The organism is Polaromonas sp. P1_F9 (assembly GCF_056405615.1).
Genome location: NZ_JBFUBT010000005.1, coordinates 44,820 through 69,371, shown reverse-complemented (window position 1 = coordinate 69,371; position 24,552 = coordinate 44,820). Strand labels below are relative to the sequence as shown.

Genomic DNA, 24,552 nt, shown 5'->3' with positions numbered 1-24,552 from the left:
AAATCCGTGAAGGATCAATAAAGGCCTTTGACGCGCGCCTGCAACCGGGCCAATCCCAGCAGCGCGTCGGTATAGGGTGTGGGCACCGCCGTCAATTGCCCCAGCTCGCGCACAGCCGTCACCAGCGCGTCCAGCTCGACCGGTTTGCCGGCTTCAACGTCCTGCAGCATGGATGTCTTGAAGGCGCCCAGCTTGCGCGTGATGACGTGGCGCTCTTCAGGGGTCTGGTTGATCGGTATGCCGATGCGCGCGCCGATTTCCTTGGCTTCGAGCATCACGCTGTGGGTAAAACCCGTTACCAGTTCATCGTCCAGGACGCGGTCCATGGTCGCGCCGGTCAGCGCGCTGATCGGGTTGGCGGTCATGTTGCCCCAGAGCTTGAACCAGATGTCTTTCTGGATCTGCCCGGACACCGGCGCTTCAAAGCCGGCTTTTTCAAGCAAGGCCGCAAGTTGTTGCACCCGGTCGGTTGTCTCGCCGGAGGGCTCGCCGACGATGAGCTTGTTGCCGAAGTGGTGGTGCACCTGGCCGGGCTCATCCACCGAACAACTGGCATGCACCACGCAGCCGACGATGTGCTTTGCCGGAATGGCCTGCGCCAGCTCGCCGCCAGGGTCCACTGAGGTTAACTGGGTGCCTTCAAGCGTCCCGCCAAAGCCTTGCAAGAACCACCAGGGCACGCCATTCATGGCGGTCAGTACCACCGTTTCCGGGCCAATCAGTGGCGCGATCCGGCGCACCACTTCGGACAGCGAAGGCGCCTTGACAGCCAGCACCACCAGGTCCTGCACGCCGAGGGCGGCCGGCGAGGCGCTGGAGGCCACGGCTTGTGACGTGATCTTGCCGCCCTGGTTCAGCCGCAGCCCGTGCAATTGCAGCGCATCGAGCGTGGCCCCGCGTGCCACCACGCTGACGTCACAGCCCGCGTGCGCCAGCCCGTGGCCGATCCAGCCGCCAATGGCGCCAGCGCCGTAAATACACACTTTCATCCGTCAAAACCCTGATTTATAAGAAGAAAAATGGCTGCAGCCCAGGAAGAGTCTCCGCGAGAAGCTCCTGATTTGATAGCGTCGTGAATCGAATGGATTAACCCTCAGGCGTAAAACCCACGGCTTTGACCAGCGGGCCCCACAGCTCGGTGTCGGCCTTGAGCATGGCGGCCAGCTGTGCGGGCGAGGTCGGCGCTGCTTCCAGGTACGACACCGCCAGGCCGTCAATCACGTCCTGTGAGGCCAGCGCGGAGCGGATGCCGGCATTCAGGCGTTGCACGACATCCTGTGGCGCTTTTGCGGGCAGGAAGAAGCCGAACCACTCGGTGAACGCCATGTCCTTGAAGCCTTGCTCCAGCAGCGTCGGTGTGTTGGGGGTAAAGCGGCTGCGCTTGGGCCCGCTGGTCGACAGCAGGCGGCACTTGCCCGATGCGACATGCTGGGTGAACTCGCCGGTAGGGCCCGACACGGCGGCAATCTGCCCGCCCACCATGTCCAGTACGGCCGGCTGGGTGCCGCGAAAAGCCACGTGGCGCAAATCCACGTTGCCGGCACGGCCCAGCAGCGCGCCGATGAAGTGCGGCGATGAGCCGGCGGCCGGCGAGCCGAAGTTGGCCTGGCCCGGGTTGGCCTTGCACCAGACAAGAAAGTCCGGCACGTTTTTGACGCTGGCCGGCACCAAGGGGCCGACGGCGAAGCCGTAGTCGAAGATCGCGCCGGCAGATACCGGGGTCAGGTCGGCGACCGGGTCGTAAGGCAGTTTCTTGTAGGTGTGCGGGTAGATGCCCAGCATGGACATGGGCGTCAGCAAAACGGTAGCGCCGTCGGGCGCGGCGGATTTGACGAACTGCACGGCGATTTGGCCGCCCGCGCCGGTCTTGTTTTCCACCACGGCGCTCTTGGCATATCCGGGGTGCAGCTTGTCGGCGACGCGGCGCGACACGATGTCTGCGGTGCCGCCGGGCGCGAAGCCGACGATGACCTTGGTGCTGTCAATGGCCTGGGCCCAGGCGCGCTGGCCGATGCCGGTGAGCAGTGCTGCAGCGCTGGATGACTGGATGAGCTGACGGCGCGAAATGTTCATGGTGTGACCTCGTGAAATCAGTGGGGGCTGTGGCGCGCTGGCGGGCACAAAAAAGCCATTGTTGTGCAAGATGCGGTTTTGTGCAGGATCAGGCGGCATCCAGATGCGCGGCGAGGTTGTTGCGCTTGCCTTCATACACGGGCGTGCCCTCGTCGATCTGCAGTGTCATGCCTACGGCATGCTGCGCGAACACCGCTTCCAGGTGTGCGCTGGCGCTGGCCAGCACGGCGTCGCCGGCCCGCTTTTTCATGGCTTCGCTGCGGCCGGGGTTGATCAGGAGGTTCAGGTAGATAAAGGCGCGGTCGGGCTGGCCGTCCGCCACCGCAAAGTGCTGCGCCGGCCAGGCCATGACCCGCGTTCCGGCCACCGGGAAAAGCGGCGTAACGTCGTTCTCGCCGCGCAGGGCCACCAGTGTGGTGGCCAGCGTGTGGCACAAGGCGTTCATGTCGGTGAGGTTATCCAGGTTGGCGGTGTATTGAATGTTCAGGTGAGGCATGGCGGTGGTTGCGCAAGGCAAGTGAAACCCGCATCATGACCAAATTGCAAAAGCTGGTTATTTGTACAGTAATATCGCGCATGGCCAAAGACAAAACGATTTACACCTGCACCGAGTGCGGCGGCACCAGCCCTAAATGGCTGGGCAAATGCCCGCACTGCAACGCCTGGAACACGCTTATCGAGTCGGCCGCGGAAAGCAGTGCGCCGGTCAAGAACCGCTACAGCAGCCAGTTCCAGTCGCTGGCCAAGGCCTCCGACGTGACCGCCCTGGCCGACATCGAAGCCACCGACATGGAGCGCACGCCGACCGGGCACGAAGAGCTGGACCGCGTGCTGGGCGGCGGCATCGTCGAAGGCGGCGTGGTGCTGATTGGCGGCGACCCGGGCATCGGCAAATCGACGCTGCTGCTGCAGGCGCTGGATTCGTTGCAGCGCGCGGGGCTCAACACCCTTTATGTGACCGGCGAGGAAAGCGGGGCGCAGGTCGCGCTGCGTTCACGCCGGCTCGGGCTGGACGGCTCTCAGGTCAAGGTGCTGGCCGAAATCCAGCTTGAAAAAATTCTCGCCACGCTGGAGGCCACACAGCCGGCCATTGCCGTGATCGACTCCATTCAGACGGTGTACTCCGACCAGCTCACGTCGGCGCCAGGCTCGGTCGCGCAGGTGCGTGAATGCGCGGCGCACCTGACGCGCGCCGCCAAGTCCAGCGGCGTGTGCATTGTGCTGGTGGGTCACGTCACGAAGGAGGGCGCACTCGCCGGCCCGCGCGTGCTCGAGCATATGGTCGACACGGTGCTGTACTTTGAAGGTGACACGCATTCCAGCTTTCGCCTGGTGCGCGCCATCAAGAACCGTTTCGGCGCCGTCAACGAGATTGGTGTGTTCGCCATGACCGAGAAAGGCCTCAAGGGCGTGGCCAACCCGAGTGCGATCTTTTTGAGCCAGCACAGCGAGCCGGTGCCCGGCAGCTGCGTGCTGGTCACACTGGAAGGCACACGCCCCATGCTGGTCGAAATCCAGGCGCTGGTCGACAACGGCGGGCCCAGCCCGCGGCGCCTCTCGGTGGGCCTGGACCGCGACCGCCTGGCCATGCTGCTGGCGGTACTGCACCGCCACGCCGGCGTCGCCTGCATGGACCAGGACGTGTTCGTCAACGCCGTGGGCGGCGTGCGCATCAGCGAGCCGGCGGCCGACCTGGCCGTGATGCTGGCGATTACCTCCAGTTTGCGCGGTAAACCGTTGCCCAAGGGTTTCATCGCCTTTGGCGAGGTCGGGTTGGCCGGAGAAGTGCGCCCGGCCCCGCGCGGCCAGGAGCGCCTGAAGGAAGCCGCCAAGCTGGGTTTCAGCGTAGCCGTGGTGCCCAAGGCCAACGCGCCCAAGAAACCGATTGAAGGCCTCACCATCCACGCCGTCGAGCGTGTGGAAGAGGCCATGGAAGTGGTGCGCAGCCTGAGCTGAGGCATTGCACAATCAGGGTCATGAAACTCGCCGTCATCTCCGACATTCACGGTAACCTGCTGGCGCTTGAGGCCGTGCTGGCGGACATTGCCGGGCAGGGCGTTGACCAGACCGTGAACCTGGGCGACATCCTGAGCGGCCCACTGCAGCCCGCGGAAACGGCGGACCTGCTGATGGCCCGCAACTTCACCACCATCCGCGGCAACCATGAGCGGCAGGTGCTGGATCTGCTGGACCAGGGCCAGCATCTCGACCCGCTCGGCACCGACGGCTATACCGCGGGCCAGCTGACGTCGGCGCAGGTGGCGTGGATCAGGTCGCTGCCCGCGAGCCTGGAGCTGGCGGGCGGTGACGTGCTGCTGTGCCACGGAACGCCCGGCAGCGATTTGATCTACTGGATGGAAACCACGGAGCCCGGTTTTCCTGACGCGCATCCGACGGGTATCCGGCCTGCCACGGCCGAAGAAGTTTTCCTGCGGCTTGGCGACGAGAGCCCCCAGGCGCATTCGCTGGTTCTTTGCGGCCACACCCATGTGCCGCGCATGGTCCAGTGCGGCAACCTGCTTGTCGTCAATCCCGGTAGCGTCGGCCTGCAGGCTTATGACGATGACCATCCTCACCCGCATGTGGTGGAAAACGGCGCCCCGCACGCGCGGTACGCGGTCGTGGAGAAAACCACGCAAGGCTGGTGGGTCGACTTGCGCGCCGTGCCCTACGACCACATGGCGGCATCCAAGGCGGCATTTGGCCGAGGCCGCCCTGACTGGGCGTATGCGCTGGCGACCGGTTGGGCACAACGAGGCAGTTAACAAAGCGCTATTAAAAACATAGCATCTGGCGCAATACCTAATTGGGCAACAGCCACTTTTGGCTTAAAAAGAGCCCTCCACGCTGCCTGCAGGCCGTTTTCGGCGGTTTTTTCATGCCGCTACGCACTCCCCGCAGCGTTGGCGTCCCCGGCGGCTGCGAAAATACGGCCATGAACTTCCAGAAAATCATTGTTCCCGTGGCCGGCATCGCCGGGGTCTTGCTGGCGTACCGCTTTTACGGCTGGGCCGGTGTAGCCGCCGCCGCCAGCGCCCTCGTGATGTGGGTGCTGCTGCATTTCACCCGCATGATGCAGGTCTTGAAGCGTGCAGCCAACCGGCCCATCGGCTATGTCGACAGTGCGGTCATGCTCAACGCCAAGCTGCGGCCCGGCATGACATTGCTGCATGTGGTGGCGATGACGCGGGCGCTGGGCCTGCTGCAGTCGGCCAAGGACGAACAGCCCGAAATCTTCCGCTGGACGGACGGTTCCGAGTCGCATGTCACCTGCACCTTTGTGGGCGGCAAACTGTCGCACCATGAACTCTTCCGCCCGGCGCCCGCAGATTCGCCCGAGGCCGGGGGCGCAGCGCCGCCCGCGCCGTAAAATCAGACTTTCGGGTTTTGCCCGGCCTTGCACCGCATTCCGGATTGCTGCCGGCGGGCGCCGATACAGCATAACCATTCCACGACATTTACCACAGGATCAGCACCATGTCCCCAGTTATTCCTTCCATGGCAGACCGCGACGGCAAAATCTGGATGGACGGCCAGATGGTCGACTGGCGCGACGCCAAGATCCACGTGCTGAGCCACACCCTGCATTACGGCTGCGGCGCGTTTGAAGGCGTGCGGGCCTACAACGCCCAGGGCGGCACGGCGATTTTCCGACTGGAAGAGCACACCGAGCGCCTCTTCAACAGCGCCAAGATTCTGCGCATGAAGATTCCTTTTACCCAGGATCAAGTCAACGAAGCCACGAAAGCCGTCGTGCGCGAGAACAAGCTGGAGTCCTGCTACATTCGCCCGCTGACCTGGATCGGCTCGCAAAAACTCGGCGTCAGCCCCAAGGGCAACCAGATCCACCTGATGGTGGCAGCCTGGCCCTGGGGCGCCTACCTGGGCGAGGAGGGCATGAAACGCGGCATCCGCGTGAAGACCTCCAGCTACACGCGCCATCACGTCAACATCACCATGACGCAGGCCAAGGCGGTGAGCAATTACACCAACTCCATCCTCGCCAACATGGAAGCGCTGGATGACGGCTACGACGAAGCGTTGCTGCTCGACGCCTCGGGCTTTGTCAGCGAAGGCGCGGGTGAAAACATTTTTGTGATCAAGGGCGGCGTGGTCTACACGCCCGACCTGTCGGCCGGCGCCCTCAACGGCATCACCCGCAACACCATCCTGCACATCTGCAAGGACCTGGGCCTGGAACTCGTGCAAAAACGCATTACGCGCGACGAGGTGTATATCTCCGACGAAGCCTTCTTCACCGGCACGGCCGCCGAAGTCACGCCGATCCGCGAACTCGACCGCATTGAAATCGGCGCCGGCTCACGCGGCCCCATCACTGAGAAAATCCAGAGCGCGTTCTTTGACATCGTCAACGGCCGCAATCCGAAGTACGCGCACTGGCTGGCCAAGGTCTGAAGCGCTGACTGAAAGTCCCAATATGAGCACCCCCACGATGACCGCACATTCTTCTTCTGTCGAGCTGCTGGCTTCCGACCTGAACGCCCAGGGCGGCGTGTATTGCCCGAGCCCCCAGGCCGACATGAAAATCTGGAACAGCCACCCCAAGGTTTACCTGGACGTGGCCCGCACCGGCCAGGCCAAGTGCCCGTATTGCGGCACGGTTTATGCGCTGAAAGCCGGCGAACACTTCGGCGCTGGTGGACATTAGTCCCCCCCGAAGCGGCCTGCGGCCGCCTCCCCCTCAAGGGGGCGCCGCTGGCGGCCCGGCAAAGCCGGTTCCGCGGCGGCCTTGGCCTGGACACCTTTGATGTCCGCATCGCTCGTCATTGCACCTCAGTGGATTGGTGACGCCGTCATGACGGAGCCGCTGCTGCGCCGGCTGCACGCGCGCGGCGAACGCCTCACGGTAGGCGCCTTGCCCTGGGTGGCGCCGGTTTACCGGGCGATGCCGCAGGTGGCCGATGTCATTGAGTTCCCTTTCGCGCACGGCGGTTTGCAGTTCCGCGAACGGCGTGCAATTGCCAAACGCATCGAAGGCCGTTTCGACAAGGCCTATGTGCTGCCCAACTCGTTGAAAAGCGCGTTGCTGCCTTTTCTGGCCAGCATCCCGGAGCGCATTGGGTATTTCGGCGAGGCGCGGGTGGGCTTGCTCACGCACCGGCTCAAGAACCCGAAGAACAAGCCTCCCATGGTGGCGTTCTATTCAGCGTTGAGTGGCGGGACGGACCTCGACAAAGATCGGCCGCAACTGCAGATGGCGCCCGCTGAAATTGAGCAGGCGCTGGCTGAACTGGGCCTGCAGCGTGGCGGCTATTACGTGTTTGCGCCCGGTGCCGAATACGGTCCTGCCAAGCGCTGGCCCGCCCGTCGCTTTTCAGAACTCGCCGCGCGGCTGGCTTTGCCGGTGGTGTTGCTGGGCTCCGGCAAGGAAGCTGCGCTCTGCGAAGAAATTGCCGCGCCTGTGAACGCAGCGCAGCCCGGCACGTGCCTGAACTTCGCGGGCAAGACCTCGCTGGTACAGGCCCTGTGCCTGATCGCCGCAAGCCAGAGCACGATCAGCAATGACTCGGGGCTGATGCATGTGGCTGCGGCCTTCGGCGTGCCGCAAGTGGCGATCTTCGGCTCATCCAGTCCGCTGCATACGCCGCCATTAAGCGACAAGGCCACTGTGCTGTGGCTCAAAGCCGATGCAGCCTACCAGCCCCCGCTCGATTGCGCGCCCTGCTTCGAGCGCGAATGCCCATTGGGCCATACGCGCTGCCTGAACGATGTGGGCGCCGACCGGGTACTGGCGGCGCTGCCACCGGCTCCCCGGGCGGAAAGTTAGGCCTGTCAGGCGGGGAAGGCCGCCAGCGGTGAAAAACCCGGTTTGCCCTGGGTCGGCGTACGCGCCACGTTCATCACCCAGCACACCATCACAAAATAGCCGGCGAGGCTGACCAGCTCGACCACACCCTGTTCGCCGAAAGTTTCCACTGCCGCGGCGTAGGTGGCGTCGCAGCAGCCATGCTGGCGCAGCACTTCGAACGTGAGGTCCAGCGCGACGGCCTCGTCGGCGGCCGGTTCGCGCGGCTGCCTGCCGTCGGCGATTGCGTCCACAGTGGCCTGGCTCACGCCCGCAGCCACCGCCAGCGGCGCATGCATCAGCCATTCAAACTGGTTGGCGGTATGGCGGGCCGCCACGCAGGTGACGAGTTCGCGGATGCGCGCGTCCAGCGCGCTTTCAAAGCGCAGGTAAGCCCCCACGTCGCCGATGCGGCCCATGAGCTGCGGGCTGCGCAGCAGGGGAATGAACGGGCCAAACACGGCCTTGCGCGGGCCGGCGATCAGTGCGTCCGCAGCGGCCTGCTGCGCGGGTGACATGGCCTCCCGCGGCATCAGCGGCATCCGGTCTTCGGCAAGCGGGAAGAAGCCCTGGGGGACGGCGGGAGTTGGGGGTGTGGTGGCAAGGCTCATGGGGTTCCTGTGAGTGCTGAATCCCTGAGCGTATCAAAGGGCGCGTTGCCATGTTTTCAGGCAAAAAAAAGCCACCGCGAGGTGGCTGTTGCAAACTTCTTCCGTGAGGAAGATGTCGTTGGGAATCATTGAAATGTTTCACCGACGTTTGATTTATTAGTCCCTTTTAGTTCCCCTTTTCCCCTACCCATTGTTGTGACAGCAACGGAAAGAAATGTCGGTGATTACACCCTGTCTGACCATTCTCCAAATAGAGGAGACCACGCGGTTAGTGTTGCTGGAGGCTATTTTTCGTGATTTATTTCACGTTCATGGATGGACAACCGGCAATTCAACAACAAAAGTTGCGCCGCCGCCGGGCCGGGCTTCGCAGCGAACGCTACCGCCATGGCGCTGGCTGATCGACTTCACCAGGGCCAGGCCGAGCCCCACGCCGCCTTCGCGTTCACTGGCGCCGGGCAGTCGGTAAAACGGCTCAAAAATGCGCTCCCGCTGCTCGGCGGGCACGCCCGGGCCGCGGTCGTGCACCTTGATCACGGCCTGCTGTTTTGCGCCGGCCCGGGCCTGTGCCAGCTCCAGGCTGATCTCGCCGGTGCTGTAGCGCCGCGCATTTTCCAGCAGGTTACGGATCAGCCGGCGCAAGAGGCGTGGAGAACCCTGCACCGTCAGGCTGTGGCTATCGGCGTCAATGCCCAGGCCGGCGCCAGGGCCGCTGGAATCGTGGCCCAGCTCGGCGCTCAACTCCGCATTGACGCGCGAGCATTCTTCCGCCGCCAGGCCGGTGAGGTCCAGGGTTTCAAAAGGCTCCGCGTCGGCCTGCTTGGCGTCGAGGCGGCTGGCCAGCAGGATCTCGTCGATCAGCTGGTCGAGTTCGGAGATGCTGCGGGAAATTTCCTTGCGCTGCGGCGATGCGGCGTCGGTGCCCATGAGTTCCAGCCCCATGCGGATACGCGCCAGTGGTGAGCGCAATTCATGTGACGCGTTGGCCAGCAGCGATTTGTGCGACTCCATCAGGGTTTCGATGCGCTCGGCCGCGTGGTTGAAGCGCCTGGCCAGGAAGGCCACCTCGTCCTTGCCGTCGGCATTGACGCGGGCCGACAAATCACCGGCGCCCCAGCGCTCCACGCCCCGCTGCAGGGCTTCCAGCCGCAGCGTCAGCCTTCGCATCACGGGGTAGGCGCCCAGCGCCACGGCCAGGCCGACCACGACCAGCATCCAGCCAAAACCAAACGGAGGGCGGTTCCACGGGTTATTGCCGGGTGGGCGTTTGGGCCGCGGCAACACCAGGTTCAGCGTCTGGCCGTCTTTGGTCAGCACGTCAAATTCGAGGCCGTCACCGGGCTTGCGGTCGGGCTTGGTCTGCGCCGTGCCTATGACCTCGCCCTTGTCGTTGTGCACCAGGACTTCGCGAATCGGCAGCTGCGGCGGGTCGGCGCTCAGGCGCCAGGCCGCCCCCACCAGAAAGGTGAGAACCAGGACTGTGGCGACAACAGCCAGCCAGATTCGCACATACAGGTGCGAGGTAAAACGTCCCCACATATGGAACTCCTATAAATCCAATTTTCGGGCGCATGGCGTCGTTGCGCGGTGCTCGGAATCCTCATGCACCCAAGTGCATTCCGGTGTCCTGCGCTCCGGGCGCCTCGCCCTGCATCCCGACAATTGCATTTCCAGAAGCTCCATAACTACTTCCCTCCTTAGTCCTGCTGTTTGGCAAAAACGTAGCCGACGCCGCGCACCGTCAGAATGCGTTTCGGGTCTTTTGCGTCGGCCTCGATGGCGCTGCGGATGCGGCCCATGTGCACGTCGATGGAACGGTCAAAGGCCTCGAGTTCGCGGCCGCGTACGGCTTCCATGATCTGGTCGCGGCTCAGCACGCGGCCGGCACGTTCGGCCAGTGCCACCAGCAGGTCGAACTGGTAAGACGTCAGCTCGCAGGGGTTGCCGGACACCGACACGGTGCGTGCATCGCGGTCGATTTCCAGCGAGCCGAAGCGCATGACCTTGTGGCCGCCGCTGGAGGCTGCTGCACCCGTTTCGCCGCCGCGGCGCAGCACGGCCCGGATGCGCGCCAGCAACTCGCGCGGCTCGAAAGGTTTGGGCAGGTAGTCGTCAGCGCCAATTTCCAGGCCGACGATGCGGTCCATGGGGTCGCCCTTGGCCGTCAGCATCAGCACGGCGGTGTTGGCGTTTTCGCTGCCCTGGCCCTTGATGCGCCGGCACACTTCCAGTCCATCCATGTCGGGCAGCATCAGGTCCAGGATGACCAGGTCAGGCGTTGCGGCTTCCAGTGCTGCCAGGCCTGCCGCGCCGTCGGCAGCGTGGGTAAAGCCGTAGCCCGACTGGCGCAGGTATTCGCCCACCATATTGGCCAGGCGGGTATCGTCTTCAATCATCAAAAGCTGTTGGGTCATGGCTGGTCCTCGTGTGCAGGTGTTCCCCGTGGGGTGGAATCACAATGAAATTCATGGTGCGCCGCGCGCAACAATCCCGCTTGAAGCCACCGTAAAGTTACGGTAAACCGGCGCAGCGAACCTCCAGCATACTCTCTGTGCGGTGCGCTGCAGACGCGTTTTTTTGCTATCGAATTAATAGCTGCTTGCGCTCATTCCTTCTGGGCTTGCGGTGCTTTTAGCCTTGAGGCAAAACCCACCAGAAGCAACACGGGCAGGCCCAGCAGGGCCGTTGCGGTGAAGAAGTTGCTGTAACCAAAAGAGTCCACATACTTGCCCGAATAACCGGCAAGGAACTTGGGCAGCAACAGCATCATGGAGCTGAAAAGTGCGTATTGGGTGGCCGAATAATTGATGTTGGTGAGGCTCGACAGGTAGGCGATGAAGGCGGCTGAAGCAATGCCGCTGGAGAGGTTGTCGGCCGAGATCACGAAGATCAGCGCATTGACGTCGTGCCCGCGCGTGCCCAGCCAGGCAAACAGCAGGTTGCTGGCGGCACTCAGCACGGCGCCCAGCATCAGCACGCGCATCACGCCGAAGCGCATGGCCAGCGCACCGCCCACGAAGGCGCCTGCCAGCGTCATCACCACGCCGTAAATCTTGGTCACCGCAGCGACCTCGTCCTTGGTGTAGCCCATGTCGACATAAAACGGGTTGGCCATGATGCCCATGACAACGTCGCTGATGCGGTAGACCGCGATCAGCGCCAGGATCAGTAGCGCCTGCTTGCCGTAGCGGCGCAGGAAATCGGCGAACGGGTCGACCAGCGCGGTTTTAAGCCACTCTGCAGCGTTGCGTGATGGCGCCAGCGGGCGCGGCGCTGGTTCGGGCGACAGCAGCACCGTCGCCATGCCCAGCAGCATGGACGCCGCCATGGCCAGGTAGGCCACTTGCCATGCGCCGTGCTGGTAAGTGACGGCGTCACCTGCGACTTCGGCACGCGCTGCGATCCACAGCGCCCCGGCGCCGGCCCAGATCATCGCGATGCGGTAACCCGTCTGGTAGGCGGCAGCCAGTGCAGCCTGGCGCTGGATGTCGGCCGACTCGATGCGGTAGGCGTCCAGCGCGATGTCTTGTGTGGCCGACCCAAATGCCACGGCCAGTGCGCACCACACGACCGGTTGCAATGCCAGTCTGGGGTCCGTCAGCGCCATGCCGACGAGCGCCGCCACGATGACCAGTTGCGACAGCAGCAGCCAGCTGCGCCGGCGCCCAAGCAGGCGCGTGAGCAGCGGAATGGGCATGCGGTCCACCAGCGGTGCCCACACCCACTTGAAGCCGTAGGCCAGCCCGACCCAGCTCAGGTAGCCGATGGTGGTGCGGTCTATGCCGGCTTCGCGCAGCCAGAAGCTCAGCGTGCCAAACACCAGCAGCAGGGGCAGGCCGGCGGAAAAGCCCAGGAACAGCATACGCAGCGTGGCGGCCTCGGCATACACGTGCCAGACATCGCGCCAGGCGGGCTTGGGTGCGGCTTTCACAGAGGGGGCCGTAGATGCCGCGCTGTGCGCAGCGACAGGGGCGAGTGATGGCAGTTCGGAGGAGGGGGTTTTGTCTGACATGGGCATCTTGATTTGTGACTATTATTCACCCATGTGCTTTTTATGCGAGGCCAAACACTCTGCCTGGGCTGGCCGCCGGGCGTTCCTGCTGGCGGCCGGCGGCGCCGCAGCGACGGCCGTCACCACCCCGCTGCTCGCGCAGGTTGATGTCGGGCCGTCGTCGGGGCTGCGCAAGCTGATCCCTGCCGAGGAACTGGAAAACGCCGCCGCGCAGGAATATGCCAAGCTGCTGGCGGAGGCCAAGTCCAAGGGGGCGCTGGCCTCGCCGGGCAACCCCCAGTTGCAGCGCATACGCGGCATTGCCACCCGGCTGGTGCCGCAGGCCGCACAGTGGAACGACCGCGCCAACCAGTGGCGCTGGGAGGTCAACCTGCTCGGCAGCAAGCAGATCAACGCCTTCTGCATGCCCGGAGGCAAGATCGCGTTCTACACCGGCATCATCGATCAGCTCAAGCTCACCGACGATGAAATTGGAATGATCATGGGTCACGAAATGGCCCATGCGTTGCGCGAGCATGCGCGCTCCCGCATCGCCAAAAGCGCGGGAACCGGGCAGCTGCTCTCGCTCGGTGCGCAACTGCTGGGCCTCGGCCAGCTCGGCGACGTCGCTGCCAACATTGGCACCCAGCTGCTGACGCTGCGCTTCAGCCGCGAAGACGAGACGGACGCCGACCTCGTCGGACTGGAGCTGGCCGCGCGCGGCGGCTACAACCCGCAGGCATCCGTCAGCCTCTGGGAAAAAATGGCGCAGGCCGGTGGCGGTGCCGGCGGCCCGAGCTTTCTGTCCACCCATCCCTCCGGTCCTGAACGCATCCAGCAGCTGCAGGCCAATGTGCCCAAGGTGCAGGGTCTTTATCAACGCGCCCGCGGCTGATCGGGCTGGCCCCTGGTGACTGGGTTGACGCAGCGCGCCGCATTCTTCACGCGCGCCTGGTGGCGAGGCTTCCGGCCGGGACGCACCCGCATCAACTCACGCGAGCGGCTGCGCATTGTGATCGGTTCGCTGCTGGGCATTTTCGTGACAGGGCTGCTGTGCCACCTGGCTGACCGGATGATGCCGGGCCTGCCCTGGCTGGTGGCGCCGCTCGGCGCCAGCGCCGTGCTGGTGTATGCCGTGCCGGCCAGCCCGATGGCGCAGCCCTGGAATGTGGTGGGCGGCAACACGTTGTCGGCGCTGGCGGGTATTGCGGGCGTGCACGGCATGCATCTGCTGGGCTCTGCGCAACTCGCTGCCGCATTGGGCGTGGGAACCGCCATTGCGCTCATGCTCGCCTTGCGCTGCCTGCACCCGCCAGGCGGCGCTACTGCCTTGATGGTGGTGCTGGGCGGCGTCTCCGACCCGCTGTTTGCGTTTTATCCCGTGATGCTCAACTCGGTGTTGCTGGTGGGTGTGGGTGTCGCCTATAACAACGCCACGCGGCGGGCCTATCCCCACACGCAACTGGCGCCCCCAGGCCCCACGCCGTCCGCAGAAGACCAACTGCTTGATGCGGACCTGGACGCCGTGCTGGCGCGCTACAACCAGGTGCTGGACGTCAGCCGCGACGATCTCAAGACCTTGCTGGCCGAAACGCGGCTGCGCGCTTACGACCGCAAACTGGCGGAAGTCCGCTGCGCCGACGTCATGTCGCGCGATCTCGTCACGGTGGAATTCGGCACTCCGCTGGAAGAGGCATGGGCCCTGCTGAGGGAGCGCCGCATCAAGGCCTTGCCGGTGGTGGACCGCAGCTTCCGCATCGCAGGCATCATCACGCAGGCAGACTTCATGCGGGCGGCAGAACTCGATTTGTACGAAGGCTTTGACGCCAAGCTGAGGCAGCTGGTGCGCACCACGCGCAGCGTTTATTCCGACAAACCCGAAGTCGTTGGCCAGATCATGACCCGTAATGTGCGGGTGGCGGGCATGCACCGGCGGCTGCTGGAACTGGTGCCGCTGTTCGGCAGCACCGGTCACCACCACATTCCCATCATCGGGGAGGAGGGGCGGCTGGTGGGAATTATTACCCAGTCTGATGTGGTGGCCGCACTGGGGCGGGCTGCCGATCCATCGGTTTGATGCGCGCAATGCGCCCAGTTATTGAATACTAATATATTCATTTACCACGTAAATTCCGGACTTCACTCCATAAAGCAATCCACAAGAATTAGTGAACTGCCGTTGCAGATGATCTACTCATGACATCCGGACGGAAGGGGTGCATCCCAAGGCGAAACCTCGTACTTGTCCTACGCTGTGTTTTGGAACCTGAGCCGTAAGATAAGCCGCATGTGCTTTCTTCTTCATCAGGGGCAACCTGCGTGCCCGCGTTGCTTGCATGCCAAGGCGATTTCGGGGTTGGCCGCCAGTTGCTCCTACGGCACTGCATCAAATAGCGCACGGCGGACGCCAGCTTTCCGGATGCCATGACGCAACCCAACCCGGCCCTGCTCGCATTTATGGAGGAGCAGCGCGCCGACTACAGCCGCTCGTTGCCGCGCCGTCTTGAGCAGGTGGCGGCCTTATGGCAACAAGTCCTCAACGGCGACGATCTGGCACAGACTCTGCCAACCCTGGAGCGCCATGCGCACAGCCTGGCTGGATCTGCGGCAACCTTCGGATGGGCCGACCTCGGCCTTGCGGCCCAGGCGCTGGAACTGGCCATAGAACCTCATGTCGGTGCCGGCCAGCCGCTCTCGCCGCAGGTGCAGGCCGAAGTCGGACGGGCAGTTAAGGCACTGCAGCAGCGCTTTCCCGGTACTGCGTGAACGCCTACGATCAGATCGCACAAAATGTCCATGTTTTCCTCCAACGCTTTTCTGGTCAAGATCAAAATCGCATTGGCTGCAGGCCTTGTGCTGATGATGGTTGTGGGTGCGGCCTCGTACATCGGCATCGACCGCCTGATTGAAACGGCGCAATCCCGGGTGCGCACGGAAGACACGCTGGTGATGCTCGAGCGTGCGGACTCCGGCCTTCGCACGGCCGAGTCCACATTGCGGCAGTATCTTCTGAGCGGCAGCCCCCAGGAGCTGGAGGAGTTCCAGCGGGCTCGGGTCGAGTTGCGCGCGATCAGGTCACGCATGCGCAGCGCCAACGTGCTGCAGGAGGCCGTAGAGTTTGACGAACTGATCAACCAGCGCGCCCTGATCGCGAACCAGTCCATCGCGGCGCGCAAGGCGTCCGGCCCCGAAGCCGCTGCGACCGTTCTTGGCAGTGATGCCAGCCGGCAATTGAGGCTGCGCACCGACGGGTTGCTGGAAAACGCGCGTAATCGCGAGGTCCATAAGTGGCGTGACGCGCAGGCCGCGGCGGAGCATAGCGCCCAGTGGGCTCAGGGCTTCATCATCGCGGGAAACCTGCTGTTTGCCTGCATGCTGGCCTGGATGGTCTATGTGGTCAAGCACTATGAGCACGTGCGAAAACGCGGCGAAGAGCAATTGCGCGACACAGAAGTCATGAGCCGCAGCATTACCGAGGGAATGGTCGAAACGGTGATCACCACCACGTCCGACGACATCGTTCTGGAGGCCAACGCGGCGGCTTTGCAACTCTTTGGGTACGAGAAAAGCGATCTGATCGGCCGTGACGTGTCGGAGTTGGTGCCGCCGCGGTTTCGCCAGCAATACAAGGATTTCACCTCCATGATGCGCGAGCAGCCGGAAACATTCCGGATATCCGGGCAGGAAGTGCGCGCCCTGCGCAAAGATGGCAGCGAGTTCATGGTCAGCGTGTCCTTTAGTGATGTGCAGGTCGGCGGCCGCCGCCTTTTCACCGCGTTGATGCATGACATTACCGAGAGCAAGCGCATCAGCAAGGCCTTGCGGGCGAGTGAGTCCCAGCTGCGCCAGGTCACCGATACGGTGCCGGCCCTCATTGCCTACCTCGATACGGAGCAGCGCTTTCGCTTTCACAACCGCGCTTACGAAGCTGCTTTCGGCCTGAGCTTCGAGCAGATCGACGGGCACCCCCTGGCGGAAGTCCTGGGTCCGCAGATTTACGAAACCGTACGGGAGAAAGTGGAAGAAGTGCTGAGCGGCAAGCCGGTCCGTTACGAACGCACCCAGGTGACGCCGCAAGGCGACCGCAGGCACTTCGCGATGCAGTATTTCCCCCGCTACGGCGAAGGCGCCGCCAAAGACAAGGTCATCGGGTTCTTCTCAATGGGCACGGACATCACCGAGCTCAGGCGTATCGACCGCATGAAGACCGAATTCGTGTCCACTGTGAGCCATGAGTTGCGCACGCCGCTGACGTCCATACGCGGCTCTCTGGGGCTGATTTCCGGCGGCGTGGCCGGTGAGCTGCCTGCGGCGGTGAAGAACCTGGTGGGCATTGCCCAAAGCAACTGTGAACGACTGATCCGGCTGATCAACGACATCCTGGACAGTGAAAAAATCGAGTCCGGCAAATTGCGCCTGGACCTGCAGGTGGTGGACCTGCGGCAACTGGTGCAGCAGGCGCTGGTCGCCAATGAGGGATTTGCCAGCCAGCACCGGGTAGATCTCGTGTTGCGGGCGCCTGACGTCGCCCTGCAGGCACGGATCGACGCTGACCGCATGACCCAGGTTTTGACCAATCTTCTGTCCAACGCGGTCAAATTTTCGCCACCGGGCAGCCCGGTGGAGGTCAGGCTGTCACGGTCGGCGCAGCGCGTTCGGGTCGAAGTGATTGATGTCGGCCCCGGCATTCCCGAAGAGTTCCACGGGCGCATTTTCCAGAAATTCTCGCAGGCGGATTCTTCCGACACCCGGCAAAAGGGGGGAACCGGCCTCGGCCTGAATATTTCCCGCGCGCTGGTGGAGAAGATGGACGGCACGATTGGCTTCAGCAGTGCGGAAGGCGTGGGAACCACCTTCTTTTTTGAGGTGCCGGAATGGACGAACCCGGTGCCACTGCTGCAGCCCGTGCGGATACAGCCGGCTGTTTCAACCCGGCCCCGCATCCTGATCTGCGAAGGTGATCCCGACGTAGCCAGGCTGATCAGCATGATGCTGAGCAAGGCCGGTTTCGACTCCGACATGACACACAGCGCGGAGCAGGCGCTGGCTTGCCTGGCGGCCAATAGCTACGATGCGGTGACGGTAGACCTGAAACTGCCTGGGCAAAACGGCGTGGCCTTTATCGGCCAGCTGCGGGAGGACGAAAGAACCCGCCACCTGCCTGTTGTGGTGATCTCGGCCATGGCCGAGCAGGGGCAGTTGCAGTTCAACCGCAAGCCGCACACGGTGTCGGACTGGCTGAAGAAACCCATTGACGAGCGGTTGCTTATTCACAGCTTGCGACGGGCCGTTGTCAGCGTGGATGAAGGCAAACCGCGCGTTCTGCATGTCGAAGACGACCAGGATATCCAGCAAATCACGGCCGCCATTGCACAGGATTTTGCGACCTTCGAATTTGCCACAACGCTGGACGAGGCTCGCGCGCTTCTGCGCCAGCATTCATTCGACCTGATCCTGCTGGACCTGTCGCTCGGCAGCCATTCGGGCTGGGACCTGTTCGAGGATATCGACGCCCTGGATCCGCGCCCGCCGGTGATCGTATTCTCGGCCGGCGACGTAAACCCGGCGGATGGCAAGCAGGCCGATGCGGTACTGGTCAAGGCCCATACTTCCAATACCGAACTGCTCAATACAATCCAGCGTGTGCTTCAGATTCCAGCCGACTCCCGCCCTACCCAATCCCAACCCCTGAGCTAAGCCATGACCAAACCACTGACCCGTATCTTGTATGTCGAAGACGAACCCGACATTCGTATGGTTGCGCAGATGGCGCTGGAAGCCGTAGGCGGTTTTACCGTTATCGCCTGCGCTTCGGGCCAGGAGGCGTTGGATGCCGCACCGGGCGCCGGGGCCGACCTGTTGCTGCTGGACGTGATGATGCCCGGCATGGACGGGCCCAGCACGCTCAAAGGTCTTCGGGCATTGCCGGCAACGGCCGACACGCCGGTGATTTTCATGACTGCGAAGGTGCAGGCTGCGGAGGTCGCGGTGTACAAGGGCCTGGGCGCCATGGAGGTGATTCCCAAGCCGTTTGACCCGATGGAGCTGTCGACCCAGATCCAGCGCATCTGGGCCGGGCAGTAGAGCCCCCACAGTCGTTCACTGCGTGTAACTCCTTGCCCCCCGAGGGGGCCGCCCGCCTGCGGTCTGGCAAAGCCAGTCCCGCGGCTCATACTGGCTTGAAGATCCAGGGCGTATGCAGTGGGAGTATTTCACCAGCAAGGGCCGAGGGTCCGGCTTCGCCGGCCCCAGGCGCTGCCCCCTGGAAGGGGGGGACAGGCTACACGTAGTGAGCCTGGGCGGGGGTTATAGCTTGAAGTCATAGTCCACGCTCATGGGGGCGTGGTCTGAAAACCGCTGTTCCTTGTAGATATGTTCGCTGCGGGCCAGTGCGGCGAACGCCGGGGTGGCGAGGTGATAGTCCAGCCGCCATCCCACGTTTTTGGCATAGGCCTGGCCGCGGTTGCTCCACCAGGTGTAGGCCGCGTCCGTGGCTGCGGGCTGCAGCTTGCGGTAGACGTCGACCATGCCGCCGCCCTTGAGCGAGGGGCCTGTGCGCTCTGTCAGCTCCTGTGCGGCTTCGTTGGCCAGCTCGGCATCGCGCAGCAGCTCGGTCATCCAGGCACGTTCTTCGGGCAGGAAGCCGCTGTTCTTCTTATTACCCTTGAAGTTTTTCAGGTCGATTTCCTGGTGCGCGATATTGATGTCGCCGCACAGCACGAAGTCGCGCGTTTCCTTCAGGGCCAGCAGGCGCGGATAAAACTCGGCCAGGAAGCGGAATTTGGCGGCCTGGCGTTCTTCGCCCGAAGAGCCGCTCGGGAAATAGCAGCTGATGATGGACAGCTTGGGGCTTTGCTTGCGCCCGGGCCTGTCAAAGCGCAGTTCCACATAACGTCCTTCGGCATCGAATTCGGTGGAGCCGTAGCCCACGATGACGTCGCTGGGTTCGTGCCGCGTGTACACACCGACGCCGGAGTAGCCTTTTTTCTCGGCGAAATGAAAATGGCCTCTCATGCCGGCGATTTCCTCGAACCGGCCGCTCATGTCGGCGGCCTGGGCTTTGAGCTCCTGCACACAAATACAATCCGGCATGGATTGTGCAACCCAGTCCAGCAGCCCCTTGCTGGCTGCGGAGCGGATACCGTTGAGGTTGAGGCTGGTTAACTTAAACATGGGACTTTCAAATGAGCACGGCTGGCGAAAAGGGCGATCAGGACAACAAGGACGGTGCGCTGGCACAGGAATTCGTGCAGTTTGCCGTCGAGTCGGGCGTGCTGCGCTTCGGGCAATTCAAGACCAAGGCCGGGCGCATGAGCCCCTATTTTTTCAATGCCGGCCTGTTCGACGACGGGGCCAAGCTGGGCCGGCTCGCGCAATTCTATGCGCGCCACCTGCTCGCCGAAGAAAAGCGCAGCGGCCTAGAATTCGACATGATTTTCGGGCCCGCCTACAAGGGAATTCCGCTGGCTGCCGCGGTGGCCGTCGAGCTGGCGCGGCTGGGGCGCAATTTTCCGTTCGCCTACAACCGCAAGGAAGCCAAGGAGCACGGTGAAGGCGGTACGCTGGTAGGCGCTCCGGTCAAGGGCCGTGTGCTGATCATTGACGACGTCATGTCCGCCGGCACCGCCGCCCGCGAATCCATTGCCATCATCCGGGCGGCCGGGGCCATTCCCCACGCTGTGGCGCTGGCGCTGGACCGGCAGGAGAAGGCCACTGAGAACGGTGTGGATGTGAACCACAGTGCTGTGCAATATGTAACGAATCAGTTGGGCTTGCAGGTTTGTGCGATTGCGCGCCTGACCGACTTGCTGCAGTATCTCTCCAGGCAGGGGGGCACGTCGGCAGCAAGCGCTCCTGAAACGTTATCTTTGCAAGCGCACTACCAGTCGGTGCTGGCCTATCGGGAACGATACGGCGTCAATTAAGGATTCGAATTGCTCCTGCGAACCCTGTTCACGGTCATCTGTATTTCAATCATGTGCCTGGCCGTCCCCGTTTCAGCGCAGAACATCTACACCTGTGTTGACGGCAAGGGCCGCAAGATCACGGCAGATCGCCCGATCATTGAATGCATAGACCGCACGCAACAGGAACTGGGCCCCACCGGCCTGGTCAAGCGCCAGATGGGCCCGTCGCTGACCGCGCAGGAGCGCACCGCCCTCGAGGAAAAAGAGAAGGCCGCAGCTGAAGTGCGCGCACGCGAAGCCGAGGAAAAACGGCGTGACCGCGCCCTGTTGCTGCGCTATCCGCGCCGGGAGGTGCATGACCAGGAACGCTTCACCGCGCTGGCCCAGATCGATGAGGTCATCAAGGCTGCGAGTAAAAGAACGGTGGAGCTGTCCGAGCAGCGCAAGAGCATCAACAGCGAGCTCGAGTTTTACGCGAAAGACCCCGCCAAGGCACCTCCTGCGCTGAAACGCAGGATCGAGGAAAACGACAGCAGCGCCCTGGTGCAGAAGAAATTCATCCAGGACCAGGAGCAGGAAAAAAAACGCGTCAACCAGCGGTTTGACGAAGAGCTGGCCAAGCTCAAGCAGCTGTGGACCGTTGCCGGCGTGCCTGCCATTGCGGCCAGTGGTGTTGCTGGCGCCGCAAAAAATTAGCGGCTCGCCTGTGGGCCGCTGTTAACCCCGTCAGAACGGTCAGCCCAGCTTCTTTTTGAGCAACTCGTTCACCTGGGCCGGATTGGCCTTGCCTTTGGTGGCTTTCATGGCCTGGCCGACCAGGGCGTTCATGGCTTTGGCATTGCCCGACCGAACTTCCTCGACGTTTTTGGCGTTGGCGGCAAGAACATCGTCGATGATTTTTTCGAGTTCACCGGTGTCGCTCATCTGCTTGAGACCCTTGGCCTCGATGATGGCGTCTACGTCCTGGCCCTCGCCGGTCCACAACGCATCAAACACCTGCCTGGCCGCATTGTTGGAAACCGTGCCGTCCGCAATCCGGCCAATCAGTGCGGCAAGTTGCGCTACGCTGACGGCGGAAGTTTCAATCGATTTCTCTTCACTGTTCAGCCGCCGCGACAACTCGCCCATGACCCAGTTGCTGGCCAGCTTGGGCTGTTTGCTGAGTGTCGCCACCGCTTCGAAATAAGCTGCTATTGCCTTGCTTTGGGTGAGCTGGCCGGCGTCGTATTCGGGCAGGGCGTAATCTGCCACAAAACGCGCGGCCATGACGCGCGGCAGTTCTGACATGTCGGCGCGGGTCTTTTCCACCCAGTCTCGGCCGATCACCAGTGGCGGCAAATCCGGGTCGGGAAAGTAGCGGTAGTCCGCGGCATCTTCCTTGGTCCGCATCGAACGCGTCTCGCCCGTGTCCGGATCAAACAGCACCGTGGCCTGCTGAATCGTATGGCCGTCTTCAATCTGTTCGATCTGCCAGCGCACTTCGAAGTCGATGGCCTGCTGCATGAACTTGAAGCTGTTCAGATTCTTGATCTCACGGCGGGTGCCCAGCTCGGCACCGGGTTTGCGCACCGACACGTTGGCGTCGCAGCGGAAGCTGCCTTCCTGCATGTTGCCGTCGCAAATGCCGATCCAGGTGACGATCTTGTGCAGCTCCTTGGCGTACGCCACCGCCTCTGCGGACGAACGCATGTCGGGCTCGGTCACGATTTCGAGAAGCGGCGTGCCGGCACGGTTCAAATCGATACCGCTCATGCCAATGAAGTCTTCGTGCAGGGACTTGCCGGCGTCTTCCTCAAGATGGGCGCGCACCAGGCGCACCGAGCGTTTCTCGCCGTCCAGAAAAAACTCGACACTGCCGCCTTGCACCACTGGAATCTCGAACTGGCTGATCTGGTAGCCCTTGGGCAGATCGGGATAGAAGTAATTCTTGCGCGCAAACACGCTTTGCTCGGCGATGTGAGCATTGACGGCCAGGCCGAACTCGATGGCCCGTTGCACAGCACCCTTGTTCATCACCGGCAAGGCGCCGGGCAGGGCGAAGTCCACCGCGGAGGCCTGTGTGTTCGGCTCGGCGCCGAATGCGGTGGAGGCACGGCTGAAAATTTTCGATTGCGTGGTGAGCTGCGTGTGGGTCTCAAAGCCGATGATGACTTCGTAACCTTGCACCAGCGGCCCGGTGGGGCGACCGGCCTGCATTTCGGCGAAAGGGTTGACGGTGGGTTGGGTCTGGCTCATGTCAAATCACTTGGAGGCTTGGGGGCTGGCGCAGGTGCCAGTCGGTCGCCAACTGAAACTGGTGCGCGGCGCCCAGCAGTTGCGCTTCCTTGAAGTAGTTGCCGATCAGCTGCAGGCCTACGGGCATGCCGCTCGTGCCGAAACCCGCCGGCACGCTCATGCCGGGCAGGCCGGCGAGGCTCGATGAGAGCGTGTAGATGTCGGCGAGGTAGCTGGCCACCGGGTCGTCCGACTTTTCGCCGATCTTCCAGGCCACGGTGGGCGAAACAGGGCCTGCAATGATGTCGCACTGCGTGAAAGCGGTCTGGAAATCCTGCGCGATCAGGCGGCGGATTTTCTGCGCCTTGAGATAGTAGGCGTCGTAGTAACCGTGCGACAGCACATAGGTGCCGATCATGATGCGGCGCGTGGCCTCGTCGCCAAAGCCTTCCGAACGTGACTTTTTGTACATGTCGTTCAGGTCGGTGTAATTTGCTGCGCGATGCCCATAGCGCACGCCGTCAAAGCGACTCAGATTGCTGCTGGCTTCGGCCGGCGCGATCACGTAGTACACGGGGATGGACAGCTCGGTGAGCGGCAGGCTCACGTCAATCAATGTGGCACCCAGCTTTTCGTACTCGGCCAGTGCGGTGCGCACGGCGGCCAGCACGTCAGGTGCGCAACCCGCACCGAAGAATTGCGTGGGCAGCCCTATTCTCAAGCCTTTTAACGGTTTTGCGCCCGCAGATTGTGCGCCGGCAGCTATCAAATCAGTAGCATAGTCAGTGACGGGCAGGTCCAGCGAGGTGGAGTCGCGATCCGGGTCGGGCCCGGCCATGCTCGAGAGCAGCAGGGCGCAGTCGAGCGCGCTGCGCGCCATCGGGCCGGCCTGGTCCAGGCTGGAGGCAAAGGCCACCATGCCGTAGCGTGAGCAGCGGCCGTAGGTGGGCTTGATGCCGGTGATGCCGGTGAGCGACGCAGGCTGGCGGATTGATCCGCCGGTGTCAGTGCCGGTCGCGGCGGGCACCAGGCGGGCCGCTACGGCGGCCGCAGAGCCACCAGAGGAACCGCCGGGAATGCGTTCGAGATCCCAGGGGTTTTTGACGGGCTTGTAGGCGCTGTTGTCGTTGCCCGAACCCATGGCGAACTCATCGCAGTTGAGCTTGCCCAGCATGACCATGCCGGCCGCGCCGAGCTTGCCCACCACGGTCGCATCAAAGGGGCTGCGGTAGTTTTCCAGGATTTTTGAGCCGGCTGTCGTGGGGAAGTCGCGCGTGACGAAAACGTCCTTGTGCGCCAGCGGCACGCCCAGCAAGGGAGTGCGTTCACCGGCGGCGAGGCGCGCGTCGGCGGCTCTGGCTTGCGCCAGCGACACGTCGGCATTGGTGGCCAGGAAGGCGCCCAGCTTTTCCTGCTGGATGCGGGCCAGAAAATGCTGCGTGACTTCAACACTGGAGACTTCGCGGGCGGCCAGTTTGGCGGCCAGCTGGGCAACGCCCAGGTCGTGGAGATCAGAAGAAGCGGAAGAAGATTTCATGGCGCCGCTCATTCGATCACCTTGGGCACGAGGAAAAGGCCGCGCTCCACGGCGGGCGCACTCACCTGGCTGGCTTCACGCTGGTTGGGCTCGCTGGCGACGTCTTCGCGCAGGCGCAGGGCCACTTCACCGATCACCGCGGCCGGATGGGCCAAAGGTTCCACCCCGTCGGTATTGACGGCTTTCATCTGCTCGACCAGGGCGAAAAAGCCGTTGAGTCGGGCCAGGGTGTGCTCGGTTTCGTCGGGACGCAATTCCAGCCGCGCCAGGTTGGCGACGCGGGCGATGTCTTGGGGTGTCAATGCCATGGGGTAGGGATGAAGGAAATACGGGAGAAAATAAACCAGAAAACAGGGGCTGAAACGAGGTGTAAAGCTGAAAAAACAGGCAGGCTAAAGCTATTGATCTATAGG

The 24,552-nt window shown here is 63.1% G+C and carries 24 protein-coding genes; 13 read left to right on the top strand and 11 right to left on the bottom strand.

Going from position 1 to position 24,552, the window contains the following annotated elements:
• Nucleotides 1-14 precede the first annotated feature (14 nt).
• From AC1DYR_RS16120 to AC1DYR_RS16110, 3 genes are all read right to left on the bottom strand, one after another.
• Nucleotides 15-989 (bottom strand): 2-dehydropantoate 2-reductase, encoded by a 975-nt coding sequence (locus AC1DYR_RS16120; RefSeq protein WP_477705992.1) that lies wholly within the window; start codon nt 987-989, stop codon nt 15-17.
• 97 nt (nt 990-1,086) lie between these two features.
• Nucleotides 1,087-2,073: a Bug family tripartite tricarboxylate transporter substrate binding protein gene (locus tag AC1DYR_RS16115; RefSeq protein ID WP_477705991.1), complete on the bottom strand. Its 987-nt coding sequence runs from the start codon at nt 2,071-2,073 to the stop codon at nt 1,087-1,089.
• A gap of 88 nt (nt 2,074-2,161) precedes the next feature.
• Nucleotides 2,162-2,569, bottom strand: a complete 408-nt coding sequence (locus tag AC1DYR_RS16110) for a 5-carboxymethyl-2-hydroxymuconate isomerase (protein ID WP_477705990.1) — start codon at nt 2,567-2,569, stop codon at nt 2,162-2,164.
• 80 nt (nt 2,570-2,649) lie between these two features.
• On the opposite strand from AC1DYR_RS16110, the gene radA reads away from it, so the two are divergent.
• The 6 genes from radA (at nt 2,650) to waaF (ending at nt 7,861) form a co-directional block, all read left to right on the top strand.
• Complete coding sequence (gene radA, locus AC1DYR_RS16105) at nt 2,650-4,029, top strand: DNA repair protein RadA (protein WP_477705989.1); 1,380 nt, start codon at nt 2,650-2,652, stop codon at nt 4,027-4,029.
• Between the two features lie 20 nt (nt 4,030-4,049).
• A complete protein-coding gene (locus tag AC1DYR_RS16100; RefSeq protein ID WP_477705988.1) occupies nt 4,050-4,838 on the top strand; it encodes a metallophosphoesterase family protein in 789 nt (262 codons plus the stop codon).
• A 170-nt stretch (nt 4,839-5,008) separates the two neighbouring features.
• Nucleotides 5,009-5,443, top strand: a complete 435-nt coding sequence (locus AC1DYR_RS16095) for a glycerate kinase (RefSeq protein ID WP_477695351.1) — start codon at nt 5,009-5,011, stop codon at nt 5,441-5,443.
• Nucleotides 5,444-5,550: 107 nt separating this feature from the next.
• Nucleotides 5,551-6,489: a branched-chain amino acid transaminase gene (locus tag AC1DYR_RS16090; protein ID WP_477705987.1), complete on the top strand. Its 939-nt coding sequence runs from the start codon at nt 5,551-5,553 to the stop codon at nt 6,487-6,489.
• Nucleotides 6,490-6,511: 22 nt separating this feature from the next.
• Nucleotides 6,512-6,742, top strand: a complete 231-nt coding sequence (locus tag AC1DYR_RS16085; protein WP_477705986.1) for a zinc-finger domain-containing protein — start codon at nt 6,512-6,514, stop codon at nt 6,740-6,742.
• Between the two features lie 99 nt (nt 6,743-6,841).
• Nucleotides 6,842-7,861 carry a lipopolysaccharide heptosyltransferase II gene (waaF, locus tag AC1DYR_RS16080; RefSeq protein WP_477705985.1) on the top strand — a complete coding sequence of 340 codons (1,020 nt, stop codon included), beginning with the start codon at nt 6,842-6,844 and terminating at the stop codon, nt 7,859-7,861.
• Between the two features lie 5 nt (nt 7,862-7,866).
• Here waaF and AC1DYR_RS16075 read toward each other — a convergent pair whose 3' ends face one another.
• From AC1DYR_RS16075 to AC1DYR_RS16060, 4 genes are all read right to left on the bottom strand, one after another.
• Nucleotides 7,867-8,490 carry a carboxymuconolactone decarboxylase family protein gene (locus AC1DYR_RS16075; RefSeq protein ID WP_477705984.1) on the bottom strand — a complete coding sequence of 208 codons (624 nt, stop codon included), beginning with the start codon at nt 8,488-8,490 and terminating at the stop codon, nt 7,867-7,869.
• A 309-nt stretch (nt 8,491-8,799) separates the two neighbouring features.
• Entirely contained in the window at nt 8,800-10,029 is a 1,230-nt protein-coding gene (locus tag AC1DYR_RS16070) for an ATP-binding protein (RefSeq protein ID WP_477705983.1), read from the bottom strand.
• Nucleotides 10,030-10,187: 158 nt separating this feature from the next.
• Nucleotides 10,188-10,904: a response regulator gene (locus tag AC1DYR_RS16065; RefSeq protein WP_457281718.1), complete on the bottom strand. Its 717-nt coding sequence runs from the start codon at nt 10,902-10,904 to the stop codon at nt 10,188-10,190.
• A 191-nt stretch (nt 10,905-11,095) separates the two neighbouring features.
• The gene (locus AC1DYR_RS16060) at nt 11,096-12,502 is read right to left on the bottom strand and encodes an AmpG family muropeptide MFS transporter (protein WP_477705982.1); all 1,407 of its coding nucleotides are present in this window, start codon (nt 12,500-12,502) and stop codon (nt 11,096-11,098) included.
• A gap of 31 nt (nt 12,503-12,533) precedes the next feature.
• Here AC1DYR_RS16060 and AC1DYR_RS16055 point away from each other — a divergent pair, with 31 nt between their 5' ends.
• The 5 genes from AC1DYR_RS16055 to AC1DYR_RS16035 all read left to right on the top strand — a co-directional run bounded on the left by AC1DYR_RS16055 (nt 12,534) and on the right by AC1DYR_RS16035 (nt 18,565).
• Nucleotides 12,534-13,376: a M48 family metallopeptidase gene (locus AC1DYR_RS16055; RefSeq protein WP_477705981.1), complete on the top strand. Its 843-nt coding sequence runs from the start codon at nt 12,534-12,536 to the stop codon at nt 13,374-13,376.
• A gap of 24 nt (nt 13,377-13,400) precedes the next feature.
• Nucleotides 13,401-14,558 carry an HPP family protein gene (locus tag AC1DYR_RS16050; RefSeq protein WP_477705980.1) on the top strand — a complete coding sequence of 386 codons (1,158 nt, stop codon included), beginning with the start codon at nt 13,401-13,403 and terminating at the stop codon, nt 14,556-14,558.
• A gap of 347 nt (nt 14,559-14,905) precedes the next feature.
• On the top strand, nt 14,906-15,247 hold the full coding sequence (locus tag AC1DYR_RS16045) for an Hpt domain-containing protein (RefSeq protein WP_477705979.1): 342 nt from the start codon (nt 14,906-14,908) through the stop codon (nt 15,245-15,247).
• 30 nt (nt 15,248-15,277) lie between these two features.
• Nucleotides 15,278-18,178: a PAS domain S-box protein gene (locus tag AC1DYR_RS16040; RefSeq protein WP_477705978.1), complete on the top strand. Its 2,901-nt coding sequence runs from the start codon at nt 15,278-15,280 to the stop codon at nt 18,176-18,178.
• Between the two features lie 3 nt (nt 18,179-18,181).
• The gene (locus AC1DYR_RS16035; RefSeq protein WP_477705977.1) at nt 18,182-18,565 is read left to right on the top strand and encodes a response regulator; all 384 of its coding nucleotides are present in this window, start codon (nt 18,182-18,184) and stop codon (nt 18,563-18,565) included.
• A gap of 222 nt (nt 18,566-18,787) precedes the next feature.
• On the opposite strand, the gene AC1DYR_RS16030 is transcribed toward AC1DYR_RS16035, so the two are convergent.
• Nucleotides 18,788-19,654, bottom strand: coding sequence for an exodeoxyribonuclease III (locus tag AC1DYR_RS16030; RefSeq protein ID WP_477705976.1), 867 nt, complete (start codon nt 19,652-19,654; stop codon nt 18,788-18,790).
• 11 nt (nt 19,655-19,665) lie between these two features.
• Between AC1DYR_RS16030 and pyrE the strand changes: the two genes are divergently transcribed.
• Both pyrE and AC1DYR_RS16020 read left to right on the top strand, forming a co-directional pair.
• Nucleotides 19,666-20,406, top strand: coding sequence for an orotate phosphoribosyltransferase (pyrE, locus tag AC1DYR_RS16025; protein ID WP_477705975.1), 741 nt, complete (start codon nt 19,666-19,668; stop codon nt 20,404-20,406).
• A gap of 9 nt (nt 20,407-20,415) precedes the next feature.
• Nucleotides 20,416-21,084 (top strand): DUF4124 domain-containing protein, encoded by a 669-nt coding sequence (locus AC1DYR_RS16020; protein WP_477705974.1) that lies wholly within the window; start codon nt 20,416-20,418, stop codon nt 21,082-21,084.
• Nucleotides 21,085-21,123: 39 nt separating this feature from the next.
• Here the strand turns inward: AC1DYR_RS16020 and gatB are convergent, their stop codons facing one another.
• From gatB to gatC, 3 genes are read right to left on the bottom strand one after another with little or no spacing between them, the layout of a single operon-like run.
• A complete protein-coding gene (gene gatB / locus AC1DYR_RS16015; protein WP_477706203.1) occupies nt 21,124-22,584 on the bottom strand; it encodes an Asp-tRNA(Asn)/Glu-tRNA(Gln) amidotransferase subunit GatB in 1,461 nt (486 codons plus the stop codon).
• A gap of 40 nt (nt 22,585-22,624) precedes the next feature.
• Nucleotides 22,625-24,139: an Asp-tRNA(Asn)/Glu-tRNA(Gln) amidotransferase subunit GatA gene (gene gatA, locus AC1DYR_RS16010; RefSeq protein ID WP_477705973.1), complete on the bottom strand. Its 1,515-nt coding sequence runs from the start codon at nt 24,137-24,139 to the stop codon at nt 22,625-22,627.
• Nucleotides 24,140-24,147: 8 nt separating this feature from the next.
• Nucleotides 24,148-24,447 carry an Asp-tRNA(Asn)/Glu-tRNA(Gln) amidotransferase subunit GatC gene (gene gatC / locus AC1DYR_RS16005; protein ID WP_477705972.1) on the bottom strand — a complete coding sequence of 100 codons (300 nt, stop codon included), beginning with the start codon at nt 24,445-24,447 and terminating at the stop codon, nt 24,148-24,150.
• Nucleotides 24,448-24,552: the final 105 nt, after the last annotated feature.

Coding starts and splice junctions, on each gene's coding strand:
- AC1DYR_RS16075 (WP_477705984.1), bottom strand. CDS start 8,490: ATGAGCCTTGCCACCACACCCCCAACTCCCGCCGTCCCCCAGGGCTTC.
- AC1DYR_RS16045 (WP_477705979.1), top strand. CDS start 14,906: ATGACGCAACCCAACCCGGCCCTGCTCGCATTTATGGAGGAGCAGCGC.
- AC1DYR_RS16040 (WP_477705978.1), top strand. CDS start 15,278: ATGTTTTCCTCCAACGCTTTTCTGGTCAAGATCAAAATCGCATTGGCT.
- AC1DYR_RS16090 (WP_477705987.1), top strand. CDS start 5,551: ATGTCCCCAGTTATTCCTTCCATGGCAGACCGCGACGGCAAAATCTGG.
- waaF (WP_477705985.1), top strand. CDS start 6,842: ATGTCCGCATCGCTCGTCATTGCACCTCAGTGGATTGGTGACGCCGTC.
- pyrE (WP_477705975.1), top strand. CDS start 19,666: ATGAGCACGGCTGGCGAAAAGGGCGATCAGGACAACAAGGACGGTGCG.
- AC1DYR_RS16085 (WP_477705986.1), top strand. CDS start 6,512: ATGAGCACCCCCACGATGACCGCACATTCTTCTTCTGTCGAGCTGCTG.
- AC1DYR_RS16030 (WP_477705976.1), bottom strand. CDS start 19,654: ATGTTTAAGTTAACCAGCCTCAACCTCAACGGTATCCGCTCCGCAGCC.
- gatA (WP_477705973.1), bottom strand. CDS start 24,139: ATGAAATCTTCTTCCGCTTCTTCTGATCTCCACGACCTGGGCGTTGCC.
- AC1DYR_RS16060 (WP_477705982.1), bottom strand. CDS start 12,502: ATGTCAGACAAAACCCCCTCCTCCGAACTGCCATCACTCGCCCCTGTC.
- AC1DYR_RS16110 (WP_477705990.1), bottom strand. CDS start 2,569: ATGCCTCACCTGAACATTCAATACACCGCCAACCTGGATAACCTCACC.
- AC1DYR_RS16095 (WP_477695351.1), top strand. CDS start 5,009: ATGAACTTCCAGAAAATCATTGTTCCCGTGGCCGGCATCGCCGGGGTC.
- gatC (WP_477705972.1), bottom strand. CDS start 24,447: ATGGCATTGACACCCCAAGACATCGCCCGCGTCGCCAACCTGGCGCGG.
- AC1DYR_RS16100 (WP_477705988.1), top strand. CDS start 4,050: ATGAAACTCGCCGTCATCTCCGACATTCACGGTAACCTGCTGGCGCTT.
- AC1DYR_RS16035 (WP_477705977.1), top strand. CDS start 18,182: ATGACCAAACCACTGACCCGTATCTTGTATGTCGAAGACGAACCCGAC.
- AC1DYR_RS16115 (WP_477705991.1), bottom strand. CDS start 2,073: ATGAACATTTCGCGCCGTCAGCTCATCCAGTCATCCAGCGCTGCAGCA.
- AC1DYR_RS16055 (WP_477705981.1), top strand. CDS start 12,534: ATGTGCTTTTTATGCGAGGCCAAACACTCTGCCTGGGCTGGCCGCCGG.
- gatB (WP_477706203.1), bottom strand. CDS start 22,584: ATGCAGGCCGGTCGCCCCACCGGGCCGCTGGTGCAAGGTTACGAAGTC.
- AC1DYR_RS16120 (WP_477705992.1), bottom strand. CDS start 989: ATGAAAGTGTGTATTTACGGCGCTGGCGCCATTGGCGGCTGGATCGGC.
- AC1DYR_RS16070 (WP_477705983.1), bottom strand. CDS start 10,029: ATGTGGGGACGTTTTACCTCGCACCTGTATGTGCGAATCTGGCTGGCT.
- radA (WP_477705989.1), top strand. CDS start 2,650: ATGGCCAAAGACAAAACGATTTACACCTGCACCGAGTGCGGCGGCACC.
- AC1DYR_RS16065 (WP_457281718.1), bottom strand. CDS start 10,904: ATGACCCAACAGCTTTTGATGATTGAAGACGATACCCGCCTGGCCAAT.